Genomic DNA, 24,463 nt, shown 5'->3' with positions numbered 1-24,463 from the left:
TTATGCAATGGATATTAATTTGTATCTTTAGTGCTTTCTTTTTGTTCACTTTAACTACTCAGTGGCTCATGAAAAGTCGCAAATATGAGTCTGTTAATAGCGTTGCATCCTCATATGATTCATGGACTAATGACCGTTTATTAGAAAACCTCTGGGGTGAACATATTCATCTTGGCTTTTACGAAAAACCAAGAATAAAAAAAGACTTTAGGAAAGCTAAAGTTGATTTTGTTCATGAATTAGTTCGTTGGAGCGGTTTAAATAAACTACCGAGAGGCTCAAGGGTGCTAGATGTAGGCTGTGGAATAGGCGGAAGTTCAAGAATATTATCTGATTATTATGGATTTGATGTCATTGGTATTTCCATAAGTCAAGAACAAATTAAAAGAGCGAATGAATTAACATCTAATAAGGATTTATGTCGTTTTGAGGTAATGAATGCACTTGACTTGAAGTTTGAAAAAGGAAGCTTTGATGGGGTTTGGAGTGTTGAAGCGGGGCCTCATATCTCTGATAAGCAAACGTTTGCAGATGAGATGCTAAGAGTTCTTAGACCCGGTGGGGTTTTGGCAGTTGCAGATTGGAATCAAAGAGACTCAAAAAAGCATCCCTTAAATTTATTGGAAAAGTTCATTATGAATCAATTACTAATACAATGGACACATCCTGAATTTTCAAGTATTGAAGGATTTAAAAACAACTTATTAAACAGTCCCTATTTTGGAAGTTCTGTAGAGACTTCAAATTGGACAAAATACACAATTCAATCTTGGAATGAATCTATATACGAAGGGTTTAGAAGACCTTCATCTATCGTAAGATTAGGCTTTAGATCACTACTAAAGGCATTTAGAGAAATCCCGACCATATTAATGATGAGATGGTCTTTTTCAAGAGGTTTAATGAAATTCGGAGTATTCAAATCAAGAGGATAAATTACTCAACTTCTGATCCGAAATAACATCCAAAATTAATTATTTGATTGCACAGTGGAGATAACTCTTTAGTAATTTTTTCAAAGTCTTTTTGATTATTATTTTTTAAATCAAGATCTATGAAAAAGACATATTCGCCTAGTTCTCTTTTAGAGGGGCGAGATTCAATTCTACTCATATTCAGGCCAAGACTTGCTATGCAATTTAATGCTTTTAGTAATGCCCCCGGACTATTTGACTTAAGAGAAAAAGCCATACTTGCTTTATTACCATCTGTTTTAATATTGTTCTTGCTAAGAAGAACGAACCTAGTGCAATTACCTTCAATATCATTAATAGGATAAGCCAGAATATTTAGTTCATCACTTGCCTCTTTTGACCCTATAGCTGCTCTAAACGAGCTTCCTTTTACCATTCTTATTGCTTCTGCAGTTGAATTGGTTGGTAAATGAACTGCATTTGGAATATTATCGCTTAACCATTGGCTGCATTGAGCTATAGCCTGAGGATGGGAAAGGACCTCTGAAATCGTTGATATAGATCCGCTGCTCATTAATGAGTGTTTAATAGGCAGTACCAGGGCTCTGTGAATAAATATATTTTTATGTCTCCATAGAGAATCTAGTGTTGTGGTAACCCCACCTTCTACTGAATTTTCAATTGGTACGACGGCTGCTTCACAAAGATTGTTTGCAAGATTATCTACTACAGACCTTAATCCTTTGCACGGAGAAAACTCTGGCGATTCAAGCTTTTCTAGCTCTGCTAGTGCTTTTGCAGCCTTCTCAGCGTATGTTCCTTTAGGCCCTAGGTAGGCCACTCGAGTTGACATTAGATGAAAAAAATGGGGTAAATGCCGATAAGATCAAACTGAGCAAGCTTTTGATAATGTCTCTTGCCTTTACAGCACGACAAAAAATTGATCTAGTTGTTCAAGATAATCAGGAGCAACTACCTGATTATCTCCTACAACAGGAAAGAGTTGTAGGAGCAATGCTTGATCCTAAAAAATTGACCCCTTTGGGGCCAGGAAAATTTAAGTACGAAGTCACAAGTTTTAAGGTTTTTCAACTTCAAATAAATCCAGTCGTATCAATAGAAGTGGAGAATTCTGAGAGGAAAATCAGAATGTATGTCACTGAAAGCCACTTGGATGGCTTGGGAATAGTTGATGATTTTGATTTAACTTTAGATGCAATTTTAGAGGCAAAGCCATCAGCTCTTGAAGGCGAGGCGCTTTTGGGTGTAACAGTCAGTCAGCCTCCACTATTGAGATTAATTCCTCCCAAAATGCTTGAGAAAACTGGGCAATCAATATTAAATGGAATTTTGTTAGGAATAAAGGCAAGGGTTGAGAAGCAGCTAATTGTCGATTTCAATAATTGGTGTAAAGAAAATTAGTTACAAAATTAATATCAATCGATTTCGAATCTTGAGAGAAAACTTTTTCGATGGAGTGTTGATGCACCTGCTTTGATTAAGCTTGTTCTATGAATCTCAGTTCCATAACCCTTGTTTTTATCTAATCCATAAATACTGTATTTGAGGGCTAGTCGTTTAATTAAATCATCTCTGGTTTCTTTTGCTAACACACTCGCAGCAGCAATTGAGGCGAAATGACTTTCACCTCGAACTTGTGTTTTTTGTTTTCCTTTCCATAAGCGAATAGGTAATATTCCATCTACAAGAATTAATTCTGGTGGAGAGGGGAATTTTTCTAATGCTCTTAGCATTGCTTTTTCAGTAGCCCCTCGGATACCGATATTATCAATTTCTCTTGCTGAAGCCTGGCCTATCGACCATGCTATTGAGTTTTTTTTGATTAAAGGAACTAAGTTGTTTCTTTGATGAGGACTTAATTTTTTACTGTCCCTTAAACCTTGACTTAATAGCTTTATTTCGTTTGCTTTGCTCAATATTACAGCTCCAGCAAAAACAGGGCCAAATAAACAACCTTTCCCTACTTCATCAACTCCTGCAATCAGAGATTCCTGAGCTTCCATGTTTAAGAAGACGCTGATGATCTTCTTCTTTTTCGTCTTGGATCTTCATTAACTTCTTTTGAATCGGTTGCACTTAATTCATTCTTTTCATCTTGTAAAATATTATCAGCAATAATTAATTCATTTCTTTCTTCATCTAAACCTACATTAATATCACTTTTCTTGACATTTTCCGTTTCTTCAGGATTGGTTGAATTTTGTTCAATAGAATTGTTGCTTGTAAGACGAACAAGATCCTTACTATTTTTGTTGTACTTAGTATCGGAATTATTAATTATATTTTGTTTTCCTTCCTTATGAACTTCATTTTCTGATTCTCCTCTTGTCTCATCTCCAGGCCTAATTACTTTAACAGTGTAGTTTTCATTTAAGGGAGGTTCATCTAAAATTAGTATAGGATCTAATCCCATTAAACTGTATACTAACTCCTCGTTTTTATTCATATTTATATGAAGTACAGTCTTTTCTTTTTTGTTGTTATTGTATAAAGAAGCATCTTCTTCAATTGTATCTGAGGAGATAGGTATTGAACTATTAGTGGTTGATTTATTTTCTTCATTTGTTAAGCTTGTGTCTATTTCCTTTGATTTATTTCCACGCTTCTTTTTGATATTATTTTCTTGTGAAGACTGTATTTCATTTCCTACAATTAAAGTTGAATTAATCACTCCGACTTCAGAAGAGTTTGTAAGGTTTTTTTCTTGAATAATTGTATTTGGAAGTTGACCTTGCCCCTGGCAGTTAGGACAAGTTTTTCCAAACAATTCATATATATTTTGCCCTTGTCTCTTTCTAGTTAACTCAACAAGCCCAAGTTCTGTAAGTTGAGCAATTTGAGGGCGAGCTGAGTCTCCATTAATAGCAGATGTGAAATGTTCTAATAATTGAAGTTGATCTCTTCTTGTATCCATATCTATAAAATCAATGATAATTACCCCACCAATATTTCTTAATTTTAATTGTCTTGCTATTTCAATTGCTGCTTCACAATTCGTCCATAAAACTGTTTCTCTGGAATTTGCAGAACGAGTAAATGAGCCTGAATTGACATCAATAACTGTTAAAGCTTCGGTTGGTTCTATTATGATATAGCCACCAGATGGAAGATCAACTCTAGGTTTTAACGCATCAGTAATTGCAGAGATTACTCTATACTTTTCTAAGATATTTTGCGATTCACTATGTAATTCTATTAGTAATTCCTTAGCATCTTTTCCAAGGAAATTTTTAATACGACCAACTGCTTCAGGATTATCAACGACTATATTGTTCACATTTTGGCCTATATGATCTCGAAGAATTCTATGAATAAAATCTTCATCTCTATTTAAAAGAATTGGAGGGGTACAACTGTCAGATGCTTGTTGAATAAGCTCCCATTGTTTAAGAAGATTTTCTAGGTCATCTATTAAAAATTCTTCAGAAATATCTTGCGCTTCTGTCCTTATGAGAAGGCCAGTGCTTGGAGGCTTAACCAGGACTCCTAATGCTCTAAGTCGATTCCTTTCGCTTTCGGTGTTAATTCTTCTCGAAATATTTACACCTTGTCCATAGGGTTGAAGTACAAGATATCTACCTGGGAGAGCCAAGTTACCAGTTAATCTAGGACCTTTTGTTCCAGTGGGCTCTTTCATTACTTGAACTAAAACCTTTTGCCTTGGTTCTAGTAACTCTGTTATTGCTGCAGTAGCTTTTTTTAATCTCAGTGGTCCAAGATCATTTACATGAATAAAACCATTTTTTTCACTTTCTCCAATATTGACAAAAGCTGCATCTATTCCTGGGAGAACATTTTCAACTGTTCCCAAGAAAACATCTCCTATCTGGTAGCTACCTTGAGCTACGATTAATTCATCTATTCTCTCTTCAGTGAGCAGAGCGGCAATGCGTAATTGCTCAGCAATGACAATTTGCTGGGGCATATATAGTTTTGAGCTTTTTCAAGCTATAAAAAAATTGATCGGCAGAAAACTGCAAATAAAGAGGTTTAAAATTTTTGAACGCCAAAGAAACTTAAAGAGATTTTTGATTACTGTTCGAACTGTGAATTAAATATATTCCGGTTTAAATTTCCGGAGTTGCCAAAATTTAACCTAGGTTGCTCTTTAAGAATAACTGACGTTAACTAAGTACAATAAGGACTTAAACCTTTTGCATAGTTATAAAAATATATTAACACAAGATCACTTTTTTAAAATTATTGATTTCAGTCTTGGTTTCCATAAGATGATTTGTTCTTAATTATTGAATCTTTTCTCTTTGAATATACGAAGGTGTGCAAGGGATTATCCTGAAATAAATCTGGATGTTTTTCACGTGGTTCAAGTTAATGCTGATTACCTGAAATTAAAAGCAGGTTACCTTTTTCCAGAGATTTCTAGAAGAATTAAGGATTTTAACGCTAATAATCCAGCTGCTGATTTGATCCGCTTAGGAATTGGTGATGTCACGGAACCTCTGCCCTTGGCTTGTCGAGAAGCAATGAAGGTGGCTATTGAAGAGATGGGAACAGAGCTGGGTTTTAGGGGGTATGGTCCTGAGCAAGGGTATCAATGGCTTCGTGAAGCTATCTCGAAAAATGATTATTTATCTTGTGGCTGTGATATTACAGCAGAAGAAATCTTTGTTTCAGATGGGTCAAAATGCGACAGCAGTAATATTTTAGATATTCTTGGCAAAGACAATAAAATAGCAGTTACTGATCCTGTGTATCCAGTATATGTCGATACTAATGTGATGGCGGGGAGGACAGGAGAGGCAAACTCATTAGGTGAATATAATGGTTTAAGTTATATTCCGATTAATTCAGAAAATGGTTTTGAGGCAGAAATACCAAAAGCAAAATTTGATTTAATTTATCTTTGTTTCCCTAATAACCCAACTGGGGCAGTAGCCACTAAAGAACAATTAGCATCCTGGGTTCAATATGCTAAAGAAAATAATTCTTTGATTCTTTTTGATGCGGCTTATGAGGCTTTCATTAAAGATGATTCAATTCCTCATTCGATTTATGAAATTCCAGGTGCTAAAGATTGTGCAATTGAGTTTCGTTCTTTTTCGAAGAATGCAGGTTTCACTGGAACAAGATGTGCCTTTACAGTTATTCCTAAGTCTTTAAAAGGTAAAGCAGGTAAACAGGAAGTTGACTTGTGGTCTTTATGGAGTCGTCGTCAAAGTACTAAATTCAATGGCGTAAGTTATATGGTTCAGAGGGGGGCAGAAGCTGTTTACTCCAAAGAAGGGAAAGCCCAAATTAAAAGATTGGTAAGTTTTTATATGGATAATGCTCAAATTATCAAGGCAAATTTAACTTCTGCTGGATTTGAAGTTTTTGGTGCGATTAATGCCCCTTATGCATGGATAAAAACTCCAAAAAACATGAGTTCCTGGGATTTTTTTGATTTCTTACTTGAAAAAGCAAACGTGGTTGGAACACCTGGAAGTGGCTTTGGAGCTGCGGGAGAAGGCTATTTTAGATTGTCTGCATTTAACAGTAGAGAAAATGTCGAAAAAGCCATGCATAGGATCGTAAAATTGTGATGCATATTCTCATGGTAAGTTCCTTTGCGAAAAGAGCTATTCATGTTGGTAGTTTAATTATGGTTGACTCTGCAAATCAAACTGAAGGAGACACTGCTGTTATTGATCGCGAAGTTCAGAGAGTACGAAAAGTATCTCCTAAATACAAGGTTTTACTTCATAATGATCCAGTGAATACAATGGATTATGTAGTTGAAACTTTGAGACAAGTAGTTCCTCAATTAAGCGAACAGGATGCTCTGAATATTATGTTGGAAACACATAATAATGGCATTGGACTTGTTATCGTTTGTGACTTGGAACCCGCTGAATTTTATTCTGAATCTTTAAAGGCAAAAGGTCTAACAAGCACAATAGAATTAGAAAGCTGAAATTCCCAATTCACATATTTTGGAATAGATGGCTGCATCAGAAAATGCAATGGATTCCAACATTTAGTTTGTTTTTATTTCTATATCCAGCAGGATGGTTTATTAGTCATTTTTTTTACCTAATTAATCGGAATATTAGTGCAAATGATTTAAGTATTATAGGTACTATAATAACATTTAGTTTGTTTTTAATTCTTCTACCTAGTTGGGGTAAAATTAGATGGAAAACTAAGCATCTATGGTTATCAATAGGATTAGATTATAAAAATAAATTTAGAGCAATACAAATATTTTTTAGAGGATTTATACTTTCATTTTTTCTTTTATTAATCTTTTCTCTATTTATTTTCTTATGCGGTTGGGTTGATAGTATTGGCTACATTAAAGTTGGTGCATTACTCAACGCAATATTATTGATAGTTGGAATTGTTTTTGCTGAAGAGATAGTTTTTCGAGTATGGTTGCTGGAGGAAATGGTCTTTCTGTTTGGTTTGAGGAGAGGAATTATTTTCCAATCTGCAATTTTCAGTCTCGCCCACTATAGATCTGATATTGGTTTATTAGCTTTAATTCCTTTTCTAACTGGTCTTTTTCTTTTTGGAATAGTTCTAACTTTAAGACGAACTATTGATAAAGGATCATTATTGGGTTGTATAGGTTTACATGGTGGACTGGTTGGAATTTGGCATATATTTGATTCGGGAATGGTCGTTTTTTCTATTGAGACTCCTTATTTTTTACTTGGACCAAGCAAAGATATGATAAATCCCATTGGGAGCGTGATTGGGATAACAATTTTATCAATCATTATATTTTTTCAACGAAGGCTTTTTGAAAGAACAGGGCGATTTTTAGTCTCGACAGTTAATGCTTCATCTAAAGATGAAACTCCATAATCTCTCTCTAATAAGTTCATAACTGTTCTACCGAAATCATTTGGATTTGTGTCAAAGGCCTCTAAACAAACCCTTCCAAACTCTTTACCCATTGGCTCTGGATTCCAGAGGAGTTTTCTAGCAGTCCAAGGCATTAAACTCATAGGGTTATAACCAGGCTTTAATAAGCCATTTTTCAATCCATACTCTTCTAGTAATGTGTGAGGTTGCAATCCTATAAAAAATATGGAAGGTTCAACAATATCAGCTCCAAAAATCTTCTCTAATTCTCTATGGTAAGCAACTGTTTGTTTTATTGTTTCTGGACGCTCATCAATAACATTGAATGAATAATTTACTGAAACTTGTGCTTTAAAACCTGCTTTTGCTAGAAGTTCGCAATTCTTTAAAACTGTTTTTAAGTTGTATCCCATTCTCATTTTTCTAACAAGTTCTTGGGAGCCAGAGGTTATTCCAATTTCAAAATAGCTCATACCTGTTCGAACCATTAATTCAGCCAATTCTTCATCTAAATTGTCAGCTCTTATGTATGCGGCCCAATGAATATCATGCAATCCTTCATCATAGATAGCTTGAAGAATATCTTTAGCATTTTGAATGTGACCTCTGGAAGGGATGAATTGGGCATCAGTAAACCAAAAGCCACGAACACCAAGTTTATACAATTGTTTTATTTCTTTAATAACTTCACTTACAGGGTTAATCCTTACTTTCTTGCCTTCGATGACAGTATAAATGCAATAACAACAGTTGTGAGGACAACCTCTTTTGGTTTGTACTCCAATATAGAAATCTCCACCGTCTAAATACCATTTAAATTCAGGCCAAATAGATTTGATATAGCCATAATCACATGCGGTTTTAACTATATTATTTGGTTTTTCATGAATAAGTTTATTTCTCGGTGATTCACCAACTACAAAACATCTCTCATCAGCAATTGATTGATTTCTTATTAATTTCTCTATTAATAATTCTCCTTCTCCTAAAGAGATAATAGTGCCCTTCGGTAGTGATTTTTTTAGTTGATTATAAAAAACACTAACAGCACCTCCACCTAAAATGGCAGATGCATTTGGATTGAATTTCTTTGCATGTTTTAATCCATTTTTAATTAATCTTTGGTTTCTCCATATTTCTCCATAATGAGTTTTCATTAGTTGAAAACCACCGAAAGCACCTCGAATTTTCTTGAGTGGATTGCGAGCATAAAAAACTTCAAATGAATTTTGTAAAGGATTTCCTCCTCTTCCATCGACAGGAGCATAAATTTGTATGTCTCTCCATGAAAAAACAATTAATGTTGGGTGAAAACTTTTAATACTATTTATTAATATTCTCTCGACATCTAATATGGGTAAGGATGCTAAATCAAGGATTAATTGTTGAATTTCTGGGAAACATTTATGAACATGATCAGCTAAATAAATTGGTCCAATTGGGAAAATCGGATTACAAGGTAATCTGACATACAAGACCTTAAACTCAGATTTAGGCCCATGAATTTTCAATTCTGAAGTCAAATTTCCTTTCATCAGAACATCTATTGTTAGCAAAAATAATCATTTAGAAATAAACACTAACAATTTGTTGACCTTTTTGATTGAAAATTAGATTAATGGTAAAAAGTCAAAAAATCCCAGTTCATTCAAAATCTAGTTAAAACATAGTTGTAGAAGTCATTTTGACATTTTTCTGCAAGCAGTAAGATAATCATTTAATTGCAATGAAAAGTTTTTTCATAGGTTTTTTAATTGATATTGATCAATTGCTTTAAAAAACAAAAATTAGATCAGACTAAGGATATAGATTTAATGCTTGGATTATGAATCCTACAATGACTTTGATCATATACATTCTCAGCGGTGCTGCTATAGGAAGTTTGATGCTGCTTAGTGGTATCCCTGCGGCTCCTCTTCTAGGTTCAATTTTAGCGGCAGGATGCTTAAGTATCAGTGGTCAATTTGAACCTGCTCAATGGCCTATGGGTACCAAAACTTTACTTGGAATTGGCGTAGGTACTGTTATTGGGACGGGTATTAATCGAGATACTCTTTCAGAGTTACAAACGTTATGGAAGCCAGCTATTTTAATTACTATTACTTTGATTCTTACTGGTCTCTTTGTTGGATTTCTAGTAGTCCGTTTGTTTGGAGTTGACCCTTTAATAGCCTTGTTAGGTTCTGCGCCTGGTGGAACACTTGGTATGAGCCTTGTAGGGGCTGAGCTTGGTGTAGGAGCTGCAGTAGCGGCAATTCATGCATTTAGATTGATAGCTGTTTTATTGATTACTCCAGCTGTTGTTAAGTATTTAGCGCCTATTGTTAATATGAACGTTAATTAGAGATTAAGTAATAAAAATCCAACAATATTATTAGAATAGTATTTTTAAATACTATAAAATTTTCCATACAGAGTTTTCAGGAATTTTAGGTCCTTTAAACTTATCCAAAGGCTCAGTAGTACTTATGCGCCAATCTGGAACGCGACACTGCACATAAGCTGGGTTTTGAATAAGTACTCCTGAATTCTCATCTTTTTTATAGGTAAATCCTCCCTTCCAGACTCCTCCTTCTTTGAGCGAACCTTTAAACCAAACCCAACAATTTTCTTTTTCCATTAGATAAAGCTAATAAGAGCCTAAATATTTAAATATTTGCACTTTTTTAAGATTTTGTTCACCTTCTTCTGCTTCTACGTCTTTGTTGCAATTTACGCTTATATTTTTCAACAGGGGTCTCATGATGACGCAATCGCTTTAATTCTCCAAAGATGCCGGCTTTGGAAACTTGACGTTTAAAACGGCGAAGTGCTGATTCAATGCCTTCGTTTTCTCCAACAGTTACTTGAGTCAAAAAAGATAAAAAATTCTATTGGATAATTTTACAGGACGATAAAGCATATTTTTGTTTTGACCTTTTTGGGAGAAAAAGATCTAATATATTTTTTGAATTATCCAAATAGCTTTCTTCAAGTTTTGCTTACTAGCCAAATTTTTGAGGTTTTCCCCTTTTCGGACCATTCATTATTACTTCATAGGTCCGTTATCCAATGACTATTTACATAGGGAATCTCTCGTTTGATGCAGAAGTCGAAGATATTGTTGGGGTTTTTAGCAGTTATGGTGAAGTTACCAATTGCAAGCTGCCGTTAGAAAGGGAAACAGGAAGAAAAAGAGGCTTTGCTTTTGTTGATATGGGCGACGATGCTCAAGAACAAAAAGCAATTGATGATCTTCAAGATGTTGAATGGATGGGCAGAGCTATAAGGGTGACAAAAGCAAGGCCTAAAAACAATTAATTAGATAATGAGTAAATTTTTTTTTTGTCTGCGGGTGAAGCTGACAGAAGTCAAATTAATTTTGAATTTTAATTAATTTTAGATTTCAGTCTATTAGCTCTTTAAGCATTTTCTCAAATTAATGCTGTAATAATAAGAAGTTAAGAGCAATGCCTTTTTAATGGTTTACTCAGCAATCACTTTCTCAACAATCACATTTGGTGGATTTAATCCTTTGGCTGCAATTGCAGGTTTAGTTATCTTTTTTCAGATCTCTCAAATTTATTATTATGGGTTACCTGAGAATGAACCATCAGTTGAACTTTCTGAATCAGGTTCTTATAGATACCTTCAAAAACAATTCATTGGTGTTCAAATAGTAACTGCTCTAATTGCTGCTTCAGTGATGCTTGCCGGTCCTGATAAGATATTCTTCCCTTTTAAATATTTTTAGACTCTAATTAAGTTAAATTAAACTTAAGTTTTAAAAGGCAGCTAATCTGGCTGCCTTTTTTTATGAAAAATTTAACTTAAATTAATAACTAATTTAAAATATTTAATGTTTTTGATTGGATTATTTCGTTTTAGAATCATAACTTTGTTCATGATGGACATAAAACTATCGATTTCATGTCTTTAATATTTCATATAATTGATCTATTATGAAATTAAATTGTAAAAACTCTGGTAATTCTCACAAGATAGTTAATAGAACTGAAATGATTATCCAAAACGATAGTATTGAAAATAATAACTACTTATATCCCAATGGGCATCGTATTACTCATCAAATGAGATGGTTTAAAGTTAGTAAAAATAAAGGGTTCAATTCTGATATCTCTTTATGATAAAGACAATCATGTTTAATAATTATTTATCTATGAAAAATAAATGAAGCACATCAAAAGAAACAATAAAGGTATTCCTGACCCCTATGAAGATATTGTGAGATTAGAACAACTTGATCCTTATGAAGCTTTAATTAAGTCAAAGTCGTTTTTAAGAAAAAAAATAAAACTATTGAATAATATCAATTATTGTAATTGCCTAAAATTTAAAAATTGATTTTTATATTTATAAAAAAGCCTCCTGTTTAATTAGGAGGCTTTTTTATTAGGTTTTGACTTCAAATTTAGACAAATTTAGAAGCTAAAATAAGTTTCAGCAACTACACCAGTGTCGTCATCACCAGTACTTGTATCTTCTACAGTGAAAAATCCAGCTGTTACAGATACATAGTCATTAAGTCCATAGCTGTATGAAACTTCAAATCCTGTTGAATCTAAAGAATCACTACCATCAACATCAGTTGAGTTGTAAGCAGCACTTAATGTTCCTGGACCAACTTCGTAGTCAACACCAACGAACAAGTCAGTTGCATCAGCACCTGTTTCTGGATCTGTTGTGTCATAAGCAACGCTCAATGTTGCATCAATTGACTCTGGGCTGTAGTAGATACCACCACCAAATGTGTCGTATCCAGTTGTTCCGCCTTCACCGTCGTTAGAAGCGATTACCAGACCGCCACCAAAGCCGTCGCCGTCATAGCCAAGAGTGAAAGTTGAAACATCATCACCATCATCAGCGCCAATACCTACTGTTGAATCAGCACCACCAACAGAAACGAAACTCACAGAAGCAACTACACCGTTATCGTTAGAGTAAGCAACACCAACTCCAGGACCAGTTTCGTTACCAGCCAAAGAATAAGGCATGCTGCCTAGTCTGAAAGCGTCTGAATAAGCAGAAGTTGTTGCAGCAACAACATCATCCTGATCAACCAAAGGTCCAGCAGTTACTGAAAGATCGCCAACAGGGAAGGCATAATATAAAGAATGCAAAGTAATAGCACCAGTGCCCCCGACTGAGCTATCCATGCTTGCAAGTGGGCCACTAGCATTACCAGTTTCCATGCCCATGTAGAGCATGTCTTCACCAGTAAAACTGGAAGTTACATCAAGTCCATATCCGTATTGCATATAGAGCTCTTCTTCCGTGTCAGATGTACCACCATCAGCCACTGAACCAATAGTAAAAACAGCACCACCAGAAAGAGTTGTGGTTGATGAAAAGGCAGTATCTGCATTAGCTGCAACAGGAGCCATTAATCCCAATACAGCAGGAGCTGCAAGCAAACGCTGAAAAAGTTTCATTGTGTCCTCACACAAAATATAAACAATTTATTTTCCTAGTTAACAATTTTGTGCGATGTAATGGAAAATACATTATTAGATATCAATATGTAAGTATGGCTACATTTTGAAATTCAGAGTTTTTTCTCAATTTTAAGTTAATTAATTGATTACGATTTTTTGGCCATTAGATTTCTTGTTCGTTCAAGGATCAAAGCTAATAAATTCGGGAGTGCTTTATTGAAAGTTCACGAGCCTAATTGAAAACAAAGTAATTATAAAAAAAATTAATCATTGTCTATTGAGCTAGCTTCTGGCCCTAAGGAAGAAGTAAGCCATTGAGAAACAACATTAGAAACACTAGATAATTTATTAAGAAAAATCCTCTCTTCTAGTGTAACTAGTTGATTATTTTCTATTCGTCTAAGTATATTTTGTACTCGAATTTTTGTTGTAGTAGAAATCATAAATTTTTGCTTATTTTTAACTAAGCGGACTTTAAGCAGTTGTTCTTGATGAACTTTTTTAGAATTTTTCTATATTTGAAGCTTTATGTTTTGTATAAAAAAGTACAAATACTTTTTTATTTATTTGTTTTAATTTCAAAAAATATTTGTACGTTGATGGTCGATTTCTCTTACAAAAACATCACTTCAAGCATGGTCATATTGAAATGCATTGGACCGGATAGATTTTTTTTAGAAAGAGCTATCTTCCCTCAAGAAGTCTTTTCATCTATGGCTCCAGAAGGTTCTCAGCTAGAAATTTGGGGTATTGAGTCATATGGGCCAAATTTAGAGCAACGACTCAGAGTATCTTCTTCTTCTTCTTCTTCTTCTTTAGAGGACCTTGTTGCAGCTTAGACCCTTAAAGACTTAATTAATCAAAGCAATAGATATCTTTGTGCAAGTGGTAGTGATTCCGCCGGTTCACAAGTCAAAAGCTCTTCGTTTGCAAAAACTTCATATGTTTGAGGGTCAACTTCTATTTTTGGTCTTGCATCATTTAGTTTCATTGATTGTTTAGATATCTTTCTTGTGTCTTTAACGGCAGCATAAGAACGTTCCAATTTGAGTTGCTCCGGTATACCAGCGTCTATTGCGATCTCACTTAAAAAAGTAAGGCATGTTGAATTCATTCCCTTTCCAAAGGAAGAAAACATTGGACGACCATATACTGGTTGGGGAGTAGGAATGGAGGCATTTGCATCTCCCATTTGAGCCCATGCGATAGATCCACCTTTGATTACTAAGTCAGGTTTGATTCCAAAAAACCCCGGATTCCAAAGGACTAAGTCTGCTAGTTTCCCAACTTCTATTGATCCAACATGACCACTGATTCCATGAGCTATTGCGGGATTAATAGTTACCTTTGAGATATATCTTTTTAGTCGATGATTATCATTCCTTCTATTATCTTCTGGTAAGGCTCCTCTTTGAACTTTCATTTTATGAGCAGTTTGAAAAGTTCGACTAATAACTTCTCCAACTCTTCCCATAGCCTGTGAGTCACTCGCAATAATAGAAAAGGCTCCTAAATCGTGAAGTATGTCCTCGGCAGCAATAGTTTCACGACGTATTCTTGACTCGGCAAATGCAACATCCTCAGGGATTTTAGGATCCAAGTGATGGCATACCATCAACATGTCTAAATGCTCTTCGAGAGTATTTAGAGTGAAAGGCCTTGTGGGATTAGTGCTGCTGGGGATTACATTAGATTCCCCACAAATTTTTATAATGTCGGGTGCATGTCCACCTCCAGCTCCTTCAGTATGGAAAGTATGAATTGTTCTTCCTTTTATTGCGTGAATTGTATCTTCAACAAAACCAGCTTCGTTTAGGGTATCTGTGTGAATACAAACTTGTACGTCTAGTTGATCTGCAACACTTAGGCACGAATCAATACATGCCGGTGTCGTTCCCCAGTCTTCATGAAGTTTTAAGCCACAAGCACCTGCTCTAACTTGTTCCTCTAATGCTGTTTTGTTAGTTGCATTGCCTTTTCCAAAGAATCCCAGATTCATAGGAAATCCCTCTGCTGATTGCAGCATTCTTGATATATGAAATGCTCCTGGTGTACAAGTTGTTGCATTAGTACCTGTTGCTGGACCTGTCCCTCCTCCTAACATTGTGGTAACCCCACTAGCTAAAGCAGTTTCTATTTGTTGTGGACAGATAAAATGAATATGACTATCAATAGCTCCTGCAGTAATAATGTTTCCTTCTCCTGCAATTGCTTCTGTACTGGCTCCTACAATAATGTTGACCCCTTCTTGAGTATCAGGATTGCCAGCTTTTCCGATACCTGAGATTTTCCCGTCTTTAATGCCAATATCAGCTTTAACAATTCCCCACCAATCCAAAATTAGTGCATTTGTGATAACTGTATCTACTACTCCATTATCTCTACTTTGTTGTGATTGTCCCATCCCATCACGAATCACTTTACCTCCACCAAATTTGACTTCATCTCCATAGTGAGTATGATCATATTCGACTTCGAGTATTAAGTCTGTATCCGCAAGTCTAATACGATCCCCTTTGGTCGGACCATAAGTCTCTGCATATGCTTGGCGAGAAATCTTGAAAGACATTTTATTGTTGAAGTGAATCGTTTATAAGTCCGTTAAACCCAAAAATTTTACGCTCTCCTGCATAAGGGACAAGATTAACGTCTCTTTTGTCACCTGGCTCAAATCTGATAGCAGTACCAGCTGGGATGTCTAACCTTTTGCCGAGAGATTTGTGACGATCAAATTCTAGACCTTTATTAGACTCATAGAAATGATAATGAGAGCCAATTTGTATTGGTCGATCAGAAGTGTTAGCGACTTTGAGAGTTGTAATTTCTCTTCCTTTGTTGAGTTCAATAAAACCATCTTCGGGAATCACTTCTCCAGGAATTAAATAAGACATAATTTTAGTTAGCTAATTGGGTTGTGAAGTGTTACCAGCTTCGTTCCATCTGGAAAAACAGCTTCTATTTGAACTTCATGGATGAGTTCGGATACACCTTCCATGACTTGTTCTTTTGTTAACCATGTGGTCCCCTCGCTCATTAAGGTTGAGACACTCTTTCCATCTCTAGCTCCTTCAAGTACTTGAAAGCTAAGCCAAGCAACGGCTTCAGGATGATTTAATTTCAAACCTCTATTTAATCTTCTCTCTGCCAAAAGAGCAGCGGTAACTACAAGTAATTTGTCTTTTTCTTGAGGGCTTAAGTACATTTTTTAATATTTAGGAAATCATTTTACTAGCAAAAAAATGCTTAAAAGTTCATTATGGACATTTTGTATCTGTTGATGGATTTTCTTGCAATGGCCAAATCCTCATATATTCAGGCATGCTTAATTTTCTTAAAATTCTAGTAAGACTCCAAATTCTATAAAACCAAAATCGAGCTGATTGTGTTGACGAGCCTGTGTATCTTGCTGATATGCCATTTTCAAGAAGACTACAAGTCATAAATCCCTCAAGACCAGCTCTATGTTGTCGGCATTTTACTAATAAATCAGACAAATCTTTTTGCTTTATTTCTTTGGGTGTTATCCAAGTTAAGGATCCAAATACGGGTTTCTGTTCTAATCCATGAATAGACTTTAGAGCTTCTCCAGATAGTTCTAAGCGATCACTAAACTCATAATGTTTTCCTTGAGCATTCTCCCTGAAAATTTCCAAAGATGATCTCCATATTCCACTACCAAGTTCTTCTCCTGCAGCAGTCCTTCCCAAACGAACCAAATCAACGCATAAAAAGCTTGATGAAGGATCAAGATTAACAGTCATATTTTGTTCGAAAAGACCTCCCTGATAGACAATTAATTCTTGAGGGATCCACTCAAAGTCAGAATTTTTTTTAATTTGAAAAAAACATTTTTGATTTGCCCAGCTCCCTTTAGGATTTAGTTTTGATCTGCCTCTACTTCCATAAACTTTTTGAGCTGCTACTGAAGAACATATAGCCCTGCTTTCTTTTTCAGCATTTACATTTATTTTCAGTTGATCACCGCCAACAATGCCTCCAGCACTATGGAGAATTGGTATTTCACATCTTCCATCTTTTTTATCATTGAATACTTTCATTAATTTCAATGGGGCAGTGCATTTTGCTTGATGAATTGTTTTGAGACTATCGATCTTCTTAGCACTTGACTTCTTGAAAAGCCTTAGATCACAAGTTCCATGCCATTGAGATGTCATTGAATAGTTTTATCGATTTTGCTCATTTAGTATTGAGAAAATAATAAATGTCTTATCTGGTAGATATAATCTTTGAAATTTATATCTACAAAGAATTGAAGCTTGTCACACGAATCAATCTATCTCACTGAGAGAATTAGTGCTCGAGGGATAAAACATTGTCTTTTACTTCCCTTGTCTGCAAAAGAGAGGACTCAGCTTCGGGGAAAGCGATTAACTAAAGATGGGATCGATGTTATTTTAAATTTGCCTAGAGGAGGAGGTAGGTTGATGCCTGGAGAGGTATTGAAAAGTGAAAATTCAAAAGTTTTTGTAAGCATCGAGGCTGCTCAAGAAGATGTAATAAGAATTAGCTCAGAAAATAGATTGAAATTGTTAAAAGCTGCTTATCATTTAGGTAATAGACATGTTGAGATTGAGTTGCATAATAAAGAGTTATATTTACTCAATGATGTAGTTATGAAAAAGATGTTAGAGAGACAAGGTTTTGAAATAGAAAGTTTCAAAAGACCTTTTTCTCCCGAGATTGGAGCTTATGAGTAGAGGTTAGATTAACTCCATTTATGAAACTTGAATTTTTACAATTAATAAGCCCATCATTACCAGTTGGAGCTTTTAGTTATTCAGAGGGATTGGAGTGGCTTGTCCAAAATAAAAAAGTACATGACGAAATCAGTCTTTTCAATTGGCTTGAAAGCGAACTATCTCGAGGTCAAATAACAATTGAGGCAAGCTCAATTGCGCACATCATGGAAGACTTAGTGGATTGGAGGGATAAGAAAGATGAGCAATATAAGTCACTTATTGAAGAGTGGAATTCTTGGCTTACTTCGCTAAGAGATTCTCCAGAGCTTAGATCCCAACAAACACAAATGGGCGAATCTCTTTTACAGCTGCTCATTGATCTTGATCACCCTCTTCCTAATAATGAAAAGAAATTTATATGGCCGATAGCTTGGGCTTGGGCTGGAGTCTGCTGGGATATACCTCAAATTGATTTGGTGGAGGGGTTTTTATATAGTTGGGTGGCTAATCAGCTAAGTGCAGCGCTAAGACTTTTGTCATTAGGACCAACAAAAGCTCAACAGCTTCAAAAGAAATCTCTAAAACTTATTAAGTCTCAAGCAAGTTACTTATTGGAACAGAATCCCAAAGAAATTTGGGTTGGCGATATCGGCGCTATTATGGCTCAACAGTCACATGTAGAACTTTATTCAAGATTATTCAGAAGCTAATGGAAAGTAAATTAAGGGTTGGAATAGCTGGTCCAGTAGGATCTGGCAAAACGGCTATTATTCAGAGACTATGCGAAAATCTTAAAGATCAATTAGAGATCGCCGTAGTAACAAATGATATTTATACACAAGAAGATGCAAAATTTTTGACTAATTCAAAGGCTTTAGCACCAGAACGTATCAAAGGAGTTGAGACTGGAGGATGCCCGCATACAGCGATAAGAGAAGATTGTTCTATAAATCGCATTGCTGTTGAAGAGTTAGAACAGAGATTTGCAACTCTAGATTTAGTATTTGTTGAAAGTGGTGGTGATAATCTTGCTGCAAGCTTTAGTCCTGAGTTGGTAGATTTATGTATTTATATAATTGACGTTGCAGCTGGAGATAAGATTCCAAGGAAAGGAGGACCTGGAATAACACGCTCAGATTTATTAGTGATCAATAAGATTGATCTTGCTGAAATGGTAGGTGCAAGTTTAGAAGTGATGGAGAGAGACACCATGTTAATGAGGGGAGATCTTCCATGGTGCTTTACAAATACAAAGACAGGGGAGGGACTTAACACCATCGAAGCTTTTTTGTGTAATCAAATACAAAACCCTTGAAGAAATGTATTTGTTAATACGAAAAAATATTTTCGTTCACTGAAATAGTAAAAAAGGTCACATTAGCTACAAAAAGATGGGTGTTCAGTTGGATACCTTCCGTTGACCCCCCAAGGTGGGCAATCAACTACTTTAGTTAGTAATTCATGAAGCTTTCAAAGCGTATTTTTGCAGGTTTAGCTACTGCCTCATTGGCTGTTACTGTAACTGCCTGTGGTGGATCAGACTCTTCAGGCAACTTTGATGACACCGTAACTGTTGGAATTCTCCATTCTCTATCAGGGACAATGGCAATCTCCGAATCAACTCTTGTTGACACAGAGAAAATGGCTATTGAGGAGATCAATGCATCAGGTGGTATAACAATCGACGGTAAAAGCTATAAAATTGAGTACATTGTTGAAGATGGTGCCTCAGACTGGCCTACCTTCGCTGAGAAGTCTAAGAAGTTAATTGACCAGGATGGAGTACCAGTTGTTTTTGGTGGCTGGACATCTGCAAGTCGTAAGGCAATGCTTCCCGTTTATGAATCTAAAGATGCATTCCTTTACTACCCAATTCAATATGAAGCCCAAGAGTGCTCTAATAACATTTTCTACACTGGAGCGACTCCTAATCAGCAATCCGAGCCTGCTACAGATTTCATGTACAAGCGCTCACCAGCTGCTGGAGGAGATTTCTTCTTAGTTGGTTCTGATTATGTTTTCCCAAGAACTTCTAATACAATTACTAAAGCTCAAGTTAAGCAACTTGGAGGAAAAGTTGTTGGCGAAGATTACCTTCCTTTGGGTAACACAGAGGTAGCACCTATTATCTCCAAGATCAAAGTTGCTCTTCCTGATGGCGGAATAATTATTAACACCTTAAATGGTGATCAAAATGTTGCTTTTTTCAAGCAAATCCAGGACGCAGGAATTACTCCTTCTAATGGTTACTACGTAATGAACTACTCCATTGCGGAAGAAGAGATTAGTACGATTGGACCTGAGTTTCTTGAGGGCCATTATGGTGCTTGGAACTACATGATGTCTATTGATACACCAGCTTCTAAGGAATTTGCCAAGAGCTTTAAGAAGAGATGGGGTAGCGATCGTGTTGTAGCTGATCCTCAAGAATCCGCTTATAACATGGTTTATCTATGGAAACAGGCAGTTGAAGATGCCGGCACATTTGATGACAATGCTGTTAGAGAAGCATTGGTTGGTCAGACATTCGATGCTCCACAAGGGCCTGTAGAAGTTATGCCTAATCATCATCTATCTCAAACAGTAAGAATCGGTGAAATCAACTCAGAGGGTGGATTTACAATTCTTGAAGAAACAGGAGTAGTTGAGCCACAAGCATGGAACCAAAAACATCCAAGTTCTAAAGGGTACGCTTGTGATTGGACTGATCCTAAGAAAGGTGAAAAATACAGATTATGATTCGTTTTTGAGTTATAAATAGAATCTATTAAGGAGCCTTCGGGCTCCTTATTTCTTTAAAAATATCAACCAAGTTAGTGCAACTTATTCTCGAAAGCCTTTTTAATGGCGTTGCTATTGGCTCAGTTTTGCTTGTCGCAGCACTGGGACTTGCAATTGTCTTTGGATTAATGGGTGTCATCAATCTTGCTCATGGTGAATTGATGATGCTTGGAGCATATTCAACTTACATAACCCAATTAATTTTCAAACAAGTTTCTTTTTTAAAACCTTTTTATGATTCATATGTCATTGTTGCTATTGGGATTGCTTTTTTAGTTAGCGGAACAGTTGGCATTCTTTTAGAGCGAACAGTTATTAGACGTCTCTATGGAAGTCCGCTGGAAACACTTTTAGCGACATGGGGAGTTAGCTTAATACTGCAACAATTCGTGAGAAGTGTTCCACTAGCCTATGGCAGTGGACTTGTGATAGCTCTGTTCTTTGGCTTGTTTTCACCGCTATTTATTTCGGAGGACTTACTTCATGGCGCAAAAGGTAAATTAATAAGGGCGTCTACTTGGGGCCTCTCAGCGTTATTAGGTGTAGCAACAGGAGGTATTTTATCGTCTTTAGTAAGTAAACTTAGCCGTGCTAGTGCAAGGAATGTTGATGTTACTGCTCCTTCTTGGATGAGAGGTGGAATTGATTTTGTTGGAATTACTTTTCCTAAAACTCGTCTTTTAATAATCCTTATTACCTTAATATCTGTTTTAGTAGTGATTTTCTTTCTTGATAAAACAGCTTGGGGAATAAGAATTAGAGCAGTAACTCAAAATAGACCTATGAGTGATTGTTTAGGTATATCAACACAAACAGTAGATATTATTACTTTTGGAATAGGTTCTGGTCTGGCTGGTGTTGCAGGAGTTGCTGTTTCACTCCTTGGCTCAGTGGGACCAAATGTTGGTGGCAATTATATTGTGGGATGTTTTATGGTTGTTGTTCTTGGTGGAGTAGGCAATTTGTTAGGCACAATCCTTGCTTCTTTCTCTATTGGAATAATGACCGATTTGATAGGAGCAGGAAGGCTACTTACCATTTGGCCAGATATGCCATCCCCTCTTTATTCAACGGTAGATTTTTTCGCGACAACAAGCATGGCTAGAGTAATGATATTTGCTCTAATAGTAATATTCCTTCAATTTAGACCAACAGGGATGTTCCCTCAAAAAGGAAGAATGGTGGAGTCTTGATTTATGAGTATTTTTTCTACAAAAAAAAGTTGGATTAACTTAACTATTTGGGTGTTAATCATTGCCTTAATTATTGCGGCTCCATCAGTACTCCCTGTTTTTAGATTAAATCTTTTAGGAAGATATTTATCTCTTGCAATAGTTGCGCTCGGAGTTGATTTGATTTGGGGATTCACAGGAATGTTGAGTTTAGGTCAAGGAATTTTCTTTGCTCTTGGTGGTTATTGTGCAGCGATGTTTCTCCAATTGAATAGTGCTGGAGAATTCCCAAATGGCATTCCCGAGTTTTTTGGTTTATATGGAGTAGAAAAACTTCCATTTTTTTGGGAACCTTTTAAAAGTTCAATCTTTACTCTGATTTCCATTTGGTTCATACCGGCTATAGTTGCTGGTCTTCTTGGGTATTTAGTTTTTAGAAATAGAATTAAGGGTGTTTATTTTTCAATTCTTACACAAGCGGCTCTTTTGGTTTTTTTCAATTTCTTTAATGGACAACAGAAATTAATTAATGGAACAAATGGTTTAAAAACAGACGTGACTCAACTTTTTGGACAAATGGTAGGTTCAGAAATAATGCAAAGATGGTTCTTTTGGATAACAGCTATTTTAGTGATATGTGCATGGTTTTTTTCGCGATGGATTGTTCGAGATAGATTTGGAAATATTCTTATTGGTATTAGAGATGATGAAGCTCGAGTTCGTTTTACTGGATATAATCCAGTAATTTTTAAAACAATAATTTTTTCAATTGCAGGAGGATTAGCTGGTATTTCAGGGGCTTTGTATACAGTTCAATCTGGAATAGTTTCTCCGCAGTTTATGACTGTCCCTTTCTCTATAGAAATGGTCATTTGGGTTGCCGTTGGAGGTAGAGGAACTTTGCTAGGCGCAATTCTTGGAGCTGTTTTAATTAATTATGCAAAAAGTTTGGTGAGTGAAGCATTACCAGCAAGTTGGATGTTTATTCAAGGTGGATTATTTATTCTTGTTGTAACAGCTCTTCCAGAAGGAGTATTAGGATGGATCAGCAAAGGCGGTCCAAAGAAATTACTTTTTTTGCTTGGGATTAATAAAAAACTAGAGACATATCCAAGTCTTGAAGTAAATGAACAAGGTGAGGTGGAATCATGACTTCTCCATTACTAGAGCTAAAACAAATTTCAGTTAGTTTTGAAGGATTTCTTGCTCTCAGAGATCTTGATCTGGTTTTGAATCAAGGGGATCTTAGAGCAGTTATTGGTCCCAATGGAGCAGGTAAAACCACATTTTTAGATGTAATAACTGGAAAAGTAGCACCTACTAAGGGTGATGTAATTTTCAAAGAAAAATCTTTGATTGGTCAAAAAGAGTTTCGTATTGCGCGTAAAGGGATTGGGAGAAAGTTTCAAAGTCCAAGGATTTTTGAAAACCTATCGGTACAAGAAAACCTAGCTCTATCAGTTAGTAGACCTAAAACTCCTTTGTCGTTGTTAATGAATAGTTTAAAGGTTCAGAACTTAGATGAAATTCAACGCTTAATGAGTATTGTTAACCTTCAATCAAAAGCCAATATCAGGGCTGGAGCGCTTTCTCATGGTCAAAAACAATGGCTTGAGATTGCGATGCTAGTTGGACAAGATCCTGATCTTTTACTTGTTGATGAACCTGTAGCTGGCTTGACTGATGAAGAAACAGATTTAACTGCTGATCTTCTTAAATCTTTAGCGGGCGATCATACTGTTTTAGTCATTGATCATGATATGGAATTTATTCGTAGACTTGATTGCCCTGTTAGTGTTTTACACCAAGGTCATGTATTGAAAGAGGGTTCAATGAGCGATATACAAAAAGATCCTTTAGTGATAGAGGTTTATCTAGGCAAATCTGAGGAGGAAGAATAATGACTATGCTTCAGATAAAAAGCTTGAATACCTACTATGGCGAGAGTCATATTCTTAGAGATGTCGATATGAATATCAATCAGGGTGAGATGATTTGTCTTATAGGTCGAAATGGAGTAGGTAAAACAACTTTGCTTAAATCTTTAATAGGATTATTAACTCCAAGGCGTGGAGAGATTATTTTTAATGGAGATTTGGTAAATAGAAAGCCACCTCATCAAAGGGCTCGTTCAGGAATCGCTTATGTTCCTCAAGGACGAGAAATAATACCTTATTTAACTGTTGAGGAAAATCTTCAACTTGGCTTGGAAGCGTTGCCTGGAGGTTTGTCAAAGCATAAAAAGATTGATGAACTTGTATATGAACTTTTTCCTGTCTTAAAACAATTTCTAGCTCGTAAAGGAGGTGATTTAAGCGGTGGGCAACAGCAACAACTTGCGATTGCACGAGCATTGCTTGGAAAACCAAAGTTACTTTTACTTGACGAACCAACCGAAGGAATACAACCGAATATTGTTCAAGATATTGAGTCAGCAGTTAGAAGGATCATTAGTGAGACTGGTGTTGGAGTTTTATTGGTAGAGCAACATCTGCATTTTGTAAGGCAAGCAGATCGGTACTATGCAATGCAACGAGGAGGGATAGTCGCAAATGGCCCAACTAGTGAATTAAGTAAAGCGGTGGTAGAGAAATTCCTTAGTGTTTAGTCTATTTTGTTTCGGCAAAAGC

At 35.9% G+C, this 24,463-nt stretch carries 29 protein-coding genes; 17 read left to right on the top strand and 12 right to left on the bottom strand.

Annotation, left to right across the window (positions count from 1 at the left end; translation table 11 throughout):
* Window positions 1-2: 2 nt before the first annotated feature.
* Window positions 3-935, top strand: coding sequence for a methyltransferase domain-containing protein (locus O5633_RS06955; RefSeq protein ID WP_269608912.1), 933 nt, complete (start codon window positions 3-5; stop codon window positions 933-935).
* A gap of 1 nt (window position 936) precedes the next feature.
* Here the strand turns inward: O5633_RS06955 and pheA are convergent, their stop codons facing one another.
* Window positions 937-1,767: a prephenate dehydratase gene (pheA, locus tag O5633_RS06950; protein ID WP_269608911.1), complete on the bottom strand. Its 831-nt coding sequence runs from the start codon at window positions 1,765-1,767 to the stop codon at window positions 937-939.
* Window positions 1,768-1,823: 56 nt separating this feature from the next.
* Between pheA and O5633_RS06945 the strand changes: the two genes are divergently transcribed.
* Window positions 1,824-2,336 (top strand): DUF1997 domain-containing protein, encoded by a 513-nt coding sequence (locus tag O5633_RS06945; RefSeq protein ID WP_269608910.1) that lies wholly within the window; start codon window positions 1,824-1,826, stop codon window positions 2,334-2,336.
* Between the two features lie 14 nt (window positions 2,337-2,350).
* Here the strand turns inward: O5633_RS06945 and O5633_RS06940 are convergent, their stop codons facing one another.
* A complete protein-coding gene (locus O5633_RS06940) occupies window positions 2,351-2,938 on the bottom strand; it encodes a ribonuclease HII (protein WP_269608909.1) in 588 nt (195 codons plus the stop codon).
* Window positions 2,939-2,940: 2 nt separating this feature from the next.
* Entirely contained in the window at window positions 2,941-4,860 is a 1,920-nt protein-coding gene (locus tag O5633_RS06935; RefSeq protein WP_269608908.1) for an Rne/Rng family ribonuclease, read from the bottom strand.
* 394 nt (window positions 4,861-5,254) lie between these two features.
* On the opposite strand from O5633_RS06935, the gene O5633_RS06930 reads away from it, so the two are divergent.
* Genes O5633_RS06930 through O5633_RS06920 form a run of 3 tightly spaced genes read left to right on the top strand, consistent with a single transcriptional unit; the run spans window position 5,255 to window position 7,745 of the window.
* On the top strand, window positions 5,255-6,478 hold the full coding sequence (locus O5633_RS06930) for an LL-diaminopimelate aminotransferase (protein WP_269611328.1): 1,224 nt from the start codon (window positions 5,255-5,257) through the stop codon (window positions 6,476-6,478).
* Between the two features lie 59 nt (window positions 6,479-6,537).
* Window positions 6,538-6,849, top strand: a complete 312-nt coding sequence (gene clpS, locus O5633_RS06925) for an ATP-dependent Clp protease adapter ClpS (protein ID WP_269611327.1) — start codon at window positions 6,538-6,540, stop codon at window positions 6,847-6,849.
* A gap of 44 nt (window positions 6,850-6,893) precedes the next feature.
* Window positions 6,894-7,745, top strand: coding sequence for a CPBP family intramembrane glutamic endopeptidase (locus O5633_RS06920; protein ID WP_269608907.1), 852 nt, complete (start codon window positions 6,894-6,896; stop codon window positions 7,743-7,745).
* On the opposite strand, the gene O5633_RS06915 is transcribed toward O5633_RS06920, so the two are convergent.
* Window positions 7,667-9,280, bottom strand: a complete 1,614-nt coding sequence (locus O5633_RS06915; protein WP_269608906.1) for a photosystem II high light acclimation radical SAM protein — start codon at window positions 9,278-9,280, stop codon at window positions 7,667-7,669. The genes O5633_RS06920 and O5633_RS06915 overlap by 79 nt on opposite strands.
* 290 nt (window positions 9,281-9,570) lie before the next feature.
* On the opposite strand from O5633_RS06915, the gene O5633_RS06910 reads away from it, so the two are divergent.
* Window positions 9,571-10,089: an AbrB family transcriptional regulator gene (locus O5633_RS06910; protein ID WP_269608905.1), complete on the top strand. Its 519-nt coding sequence runs from the start codon at window positions 9,571-9,573 to the stop codon at window positions 10,087-10,089.
* A 51-nt stretch (window positions 10,090-10,140) separates the two neighbouring features.
* On the opposite strand, the gene O5633_RS06905 is transcribed toward O5633_RS06910, so the two are convergent.
* Window positions 10,141-10,365, bottom strand: coding sequence for a hypothetical protein (locus O5633_RS06905; RefSeq protein ID WP_269608904.1), 225 nt, complete (start codon window positions 10,363-10,365; stop codon window positions 10,141-10,143).
* A 58-nt stretch (window positions 10,366-10,423) separates the two neighbouring features.
* Window positions 10,424-10,600: a 30S ribosomal protein S21 gene (gene rpsU / locus O5633_RS06900; RefSeq protein ID WP_011295405.1), complete on the bottom strand. Its 177-nt coding sequence runs from the start codon at window positions 10,598-10,600 to the stop codon at window positions 10,424-10,426.
* A 196-nt stretch (window positions 10,601-10,796) separates the two neighbouring features.
* Here rpsU and O5633_RS06895 point away from each other — a divergent pair, with 196 nt between their 5' ends.
* Both O5633_RS06895 and O5633_RS06890 read left to right on the top strand, forming a co-directional pair.
* Complete coding sequence (locus O5633_RS06895; RefSeq protein ID WP_011295404.1) at window positions 10,797-11,045, top strand: RNA recognition motif domain-containing protein; 249 nt, start codon at window positions 10,797-10,799, stop codon at window positions 11,043-11,045.
* A gap of 160 nt (window positions 11,046-11,205) precedes the next feature.
* On the top strand, window positions 11,206-11,478 hold the full coding sequence (locus O5633_RS06890) for a hypothetical protein (protein WP_269608903.1): 273 nt from the start codon (window positions 11,206-11,208) through the stop codon (window positions 11,476-11,478).
* A 688-nt stretch (window positions 11,479-12,166) separates the two neighbouring features.
* Here the strand turns inward: O5633_RS06890 and O5633_RS06885 are convergent.
* Entirely contained in the window at window positions 12,167-13,177 is a 1,011-nt protein-coding gene (locus O5633_RS06885) for a porin (RefSeq protein ID WP_269608902.1), read from the bottom strand.
* A gap of 266 nt (window positions 13,178-13,443) precedes the next feature.
* Window positions 13,444-13,623 (bottom strand): hypothetical protein, encoded by a 180-nt coding sequence (locus tag O5633_RS06880; protein WP_269608901.1) that lies wholly within the window; start codon window positions 13,621-13,623, stop codon window positions 13,444-13,446.
* A gap of 156 nt (window positions 13,624-13,779) precedes the next feature.
* On the opposite strand from O5633_RS06880, the gene O5633_RS06875 reads away from it, so the two are divergent.
* Window positions 13,780-14,019, top strand: a complete 240-nt coding sequence (locus O5633_RS06875; protein ID WP_269608900.1) for a DUF1830 domain-containing protein — start codon at window positions 13,780-13,782, stop codon at window positions 14,017-14,019.
* Between the two features lie 20 nt (window positions 14,020-14,039).
* Here the strand turns inward: O5633_RS06875 and ureC are convergent, their stop codons facing one another.
* From ureC to O5633_RS06855, 4 genes are read right to left on the bottom strand one after another with little or no spacing between them, the layout of a single operon-like run.
* Window positions 14,040-15,749 carry an urease subunit alpha gene (ureC, locus tag O5633_RS06870; RefSeq protein ID WP_269608899.1) on the bottom strand — a complete coding sequence of 570 codons (1,710 nt, stop codon included), beginning with the start codon at window positions 15,747-15,749 and terminating at the stop codon, window positions 14,040-14,042.
* Between the two features lies 1 nt (window position 15,750).
* Window positions 15,751-16,071 (bottom strand): urease subunit beta, encoded by a 321-nt coding sequence (locus O5633_RS06865; RefSeq protein ID WP_269608898.1) that lies wholly within the window; start codon window positions 16,069-16,071, stop codon window positions 15,751-15,753.
* 8 nt (window positions 16,072-16,079) lie between these two features.
* Window positions 16,080-16,382, bottom strand: coding sequence for an urease subunit gamma (locus O5633_RS06860; RefSeq protein ID WP_269608897.1), 303 nt, complete (start codon window positions 16,380-16,382; stop codon window positions 16,080-16,082).
* Window positions 16,383-16,434: 52 nt separating this feature from the next.
* Complete coding sequence (locus tag O5633_RS06855; protein WP_269608896.1) at window positions 16,435-17,355, bottom strand: urease accessory protein UreD; 921 nt, start codon at window positions 17,353-17,355, stop codon at window positions 16,435-16,437.
* A gap of 102 nt (window positions 17,356-17,457) precedes the next feature.
* On the opposite strand from O5633_RS06855, the gene ureE reads away from it, so the two are divergent.
* The 8 genes from ureE (at window position 17,458) to urtE (ending at window position 24,441) form a co-directional block, all read left to right on the top strand.
* Window positions 17,458-17,898 carry an urease accessory protein UreE gene (ureE, locus tag O5633_RS06850; RefSeq protein WP_269608895.1) on the top strand — a complete coding sequence of 147 codons (441 nt, stop codon included), beginning with the start codon at window positions 17,458-17,460 and terminating at the stop codon, window positions 17,896-17,898.
* 20 nt (window positions 17,899-17,918) lie between these two features.
* Window positions 17,919-18,590: an urease accessory protein UreF gene (locus O5633_RS06845; protein ID WP_269608894.1), complete on the top strand. Its 672-nt coding sequence runs from the start codon at window positions 17,919-17,921 to the stop codon at window positions 18,588-18,590.
* Window positions 18,590-19,195, top strand: coding sequence for an urease accessory protein UreG (gene ureG, locus O5633_RS06840; RefSeq protein WP_269608893.1), 606 nt, complete (start codon window positions 18,590-18,592; stop codon window positions 19,193-19,195). Before O5633_RS06845 ends, ureG begins: the two co-directional genes overlap by 1 nt.
* 146 nt (window positions 19,196-19,341) lie before the next feature.
* Entirely contained in the window at window positions 19,342-20,619 is a 1,278-nt protein-coding gene (gene urtA, locus O5633_RS06835) for an urea ABC transporter substrate-binding protein (protein ID WP_269608892.1), read from the top strand.
* A 77-nt stretch (window positions 20,620-20,696) separates the two neighbouring features.
* Window positions 20,697-21,854, top strand: coding sequence for an urea ABC transporter permease subunit UrtB (urtB, locus tag O5633_RS06830; RefSeq protein WP_269608891.1), 1,158 nt, complete (start codon window positions 20,697-20,699; stop codon window positions 21,852-21,854).
* A 3-nt stretch (window positions 21,855-21,857) separates the two neighbouring features.
* The gene (urtC, locus tag O5633_RS06825) at window positions 21,858-22,985 is read left to right on the top strand and encodes an urea ABC transporter permease subunit UrtC (RefSeq protein ID WP_269608890.1); all 1,128 of its coding nucleotides are present in this window, start codon (window positions 21,858-21,860) and stop codon (window positions 22,983-22,985) included.
* Window positions 22,982-23,734 carry an urea ABC transporter ATP-binding protein UrtD gene (gene urtD, locus O5633_RS06820; protein ID WP_269608889.1) on the top strand — a complete coding sequence of 251 codons (753 nt, stop codon included), beginning with the start codon at window positions 22,982-22,984 and terminating at the stop codon, window positions 23,732-23,734. Before urtC ends, urtD begins: the two co-directional genes overlap by 4 nt.
* Window positions 23,734-24,441 (top strand): urea ABC transporter ATP-binding subunit UrtE, encoded by a 708-nt coding sequence (gene urtE, locus O5633_RS06815; protein ID WP_269608888.1) that lies wholly within the window; start codon window positions 23,734-23,736, stop codon window positions 24,439-24,441. Before urtD ends, urtE begins: the two co-directional genes overlap by 1 nt.
* Window positions 24,442-24,463 lie beyond the last annotated feature (22 nt).

Source organism: Prochlorococcus marinus str. MIT 1013 (genome assembly GCF_027359395.1).
Classification (GTDB): domain Bacteria; phylum Cyanobacteriota; class Cyanobacteriia; order PCC-6307; family Cyanobiaceae; genus Prochlorococcus_B; species Prochlorococcus_B marinus_E.
Note: the sequence above shows the minus strand (reverse complement) of the source record. Positions and strands in the feature narration are given on the sequence as shown.